We start from the raw sequence: 2630 nt of genomic DNA on the forward strand, positions 1-2630 counted from the left end.
CCCTCACCCTGGCGGCCGGGTGGGGTGAACCCGGCCGCCAGGGTGAGGGCGGCGCCGAGGGCGATCAGCCCGGAGCGGCGGCGCCTGGGAGACAGAGCCAAGGTGACCTCTTTGTGTCGAGGAGCGGTACGGAGCACAGCATCGACGCAACGCCCGTCCTCGTCTGCCGCCAGGCGGCGACGCACTTACGCCATGACACACACCCGCCACGCGTCCGCTGACGCCGCGATCCTGCCCTCTGGGTCCCTCTCGTCGCCTGTGCGGGGGCGAGATCGCGGACGGTCAGGCTGAGGGTGCGCTCAGGGTGATCAGCTTGGACAGCGCCTCCAGCTGGTCCGGGTCGGACAGGGCGGAGCCGACCGCCACGACCCGCACGCCGGCGGCGAGGAACTCGCCGGCGTTGGCCGCGTCGAGGCCGCCGGTCGCGACGAAGCGCAGTTGCGGCAGCGGGCCGGCGACGGCCCGGAACCAGGCCGGCCCGAGGGCGATCGCGGGGAACGCCTTGAGCCAGGTGAGACCGTGCCGCAACGCCTGCTGCGCCTCGGTCGGGGTGGCCACGCCGGGCAGGTGCGGCAGCCCACGCGCGGCGGCGGCGTCGGCGACCGCGAGGTCCAGCCCGGGTGCGACGGTGAACGCGGCGCCGGCGTCGGCCGCCGCGCTGACCTGTTCGACGCCGAGCACGGTGCCGGCGCCGACGATCCGGCCGCGCTCCCGACCGGCCTCGACCGTGGCGCGCAGCGCCGGCACCGCGTCGGCGGTGGCCACCGGCACCTCCACCACGTCGATGCCGAGGTCCCAGGCCTTCCGGGCGAGCCGAACGGTCTCCGCCACCGGCAGGCCGCGCAGGATCGCCATCACCCGGGCCGTGCCGAAGACGTGATCGAAGTCCACTGTGGTCATGGTCCACTCCATCCGAGGTCGCGGGAGATCCGCTGCGTGGTGGCCAGCAGCCGGGGCAGCAGGCGTTGCAGGTCGGCGAGGGTGGCCACCACCGTCGGCGCGGTCACCGACACGGCCGCGGTGACCGCGCCGTCGGCGAGCCGCACCGGGGCCGCCACACAGGTGATCAACGGCTCGAACTCGCCGTCGTCGGCGGCCCAGCCCCGGGCCGCGACGGCCGCCAGCTCCGCACGCAGCGCCGCCGGGTCGCAGATCGTGCCCGGGGTGTACGCGCGCAGCTCGGTGCGGTCGAGCAGCCCGGTCAGCCGGGGCTCCGGGCAGAACGCCAGCACCACCTTGCCCACCCCGCTGGCGTGCAGCGGCGCGGTACGGCCGATCCGGGAGTACATCCGCACCTGGCCACGGGCCTCGATCTTGTCCACGTAGATCAGCTCGTCGTCCACGAGCTGGGCCAGGTGGACGGTGTGCCCGCAGTCGCGGCCCAGGGCCGCCAGGTGCGGGTGGGCCACCGTGCGCACGTCCAGGGAGTCCAACGCCTGCTGGGCGAGGCCGATCAGCCGCAGCCCGACGGTCCAGCCGCCGTCGCGTCGGCGCGCGAAGCCGCCGGCCTCCAGGGTCTGCAACAGACGCAGGGCGGTGGACTTGTGCACGCCCAGGTCGGCGGCGACGTCGCCGAGCTGGGCCGGCTCACGGGCCAGCAGCTCCAGCACGCGCATCGCCCGGTCGACGCCCTGCGGCACGTTCAGACCTCCGCTCGGGCGCCGGTGAGGTCGAGCGGCGACCAGGCGTCTGCGGGGGCGTCGAGCAGCCGATCGAACCAGGCCCACGGTGGCACGGGGGCGTTGTCGCCGCTGCTGCCCAGCGCCTGCGCCGCCACCAGGTGGCCGAGGCGCAGCCGGCGCACCGGGTCGAGGCCGCGCAGCAGGCCGGCGAGGTAGCCGGCGGCGAACGCGTCTCCGGCGCCGACCGGCTCCACCACCGTCACGCGGGGCGCCGAAACGAAGATCGGCTCGGCGTCGCGGCTCAGGGCGGTGGCGCCCACCGCGCCGTCCTTCACCACCACCGTCTCCGGGCCCGGCAGCAGCCGCCGCACGGCCGCCGGGTCGGGCGTGCCCCAGAGGGCGTCCGCCTCGTCCTGGCCGACGAGGACCAGGTCGCTGCGATCGGCGAGGTCACGCAGCACCGGCGCGGCCCGGTCGGCCGGCCAGAGCCGCGCCCGGTGGTTGACGTCGAAGCTGACCAGCGCGCCCGGCAGCGGCCGGTCGGCCACCGCGTGCTCGACCAGCGCACGGCAGGAGGCGGAGAGCGCCGGGGTGATGCCGGACAGGTGCAGCACCCGGGCGCCGGCCAGCCGCGGATCGGCCAGCGCGCCGGGGTCCATCCGGGAGGCCGCCGAGCCGGCCCGGTAGTAGTGCACCTCGGTCGCGACCGGGCCCGGGTCCTTGGCGTACAGCCCGGTGGGGGCGGTCGGATCGACGGTCACCAGGTCGACCCGGACGCCGGCGGCGGCGACGTGCCGGACGACGGCACGGCCGAACGGGTCGTCGCCGACCCGGCTCACCCAGCTCGCACGGTGCCCGAGCCGGGCCAGGTAGCCGGCCACGTTGGACTCCGCGCCGCCGACCGAGACGGCGACCCGTTCGGCGCGGTCCAACGGCTCACCCGGCGCGGGGCAGAGCACCACCATCGTCTCCCCCACCGTGGCCACCTCCACCGGCGGGGAGCCGGCC

3 protein-coding genes are annotated in these 2630 nt (G+C 76.3%); all 3 read right to left on the reverse strand.

What is annotated here, in order from left to right; genetic code table 11:
- Positions 1-282: 282 nt before the first annotated feature.
- Positions 283-900 (reverse strand): bifunctional 4-hydroxy-2-oxoglutarate aldolase/2-dehydro-3-deoxy-phosphogluconate aldolase, encoded by a 618-nt coding sequence (locus DKT68_RS00250; RefSeq protein ID WP_109815436.1) that lies wholly within the window; start codon positions 898-900, stop codon positions 283-285.
- The gene (locus DKT68_RS00255) at positions 897-1640 is read right to left on the reverse strand and encodes an IclR family transcriptional regulator (protein WP_109815437.1); all 744 of its coding nucleotides are present in this window, start codon (positions 1638-1640) and stop codon (positions 897-899) included. Before DKT68_RS00255 ends, DKT68_RS00250 begins: the two co-directional genes overlap by 4 nt.
- Before the next feature lie 2 nt (positions 1641-1642).
- The coding region (locus tag DKT68_RS00260; RefSeq protein WP_236646641.1) for a sugar kinase at positions 1643-2630 on the reverse strand (988 nt) is incomplete at its 5' end.

Source organism: Micromonospora acroterricola (assembly GCF_003172955.1).
Taxonomy (GTDB): Bacteria; Actinomycetota; Actinomycetes; order Mycobacteriales; family Micromonosporaceae; genus Micromonospora; species Micromonospora acroterricola.

Coding starts and splice junctions, on each gene's coding strand:
- DKT68_RS00250 (WP_109815436.1), bottom strand. CDS start 900: ATGACCACAGTGGACTTCGATCACGTCTTCGGCACGGCCCGGGTGATG.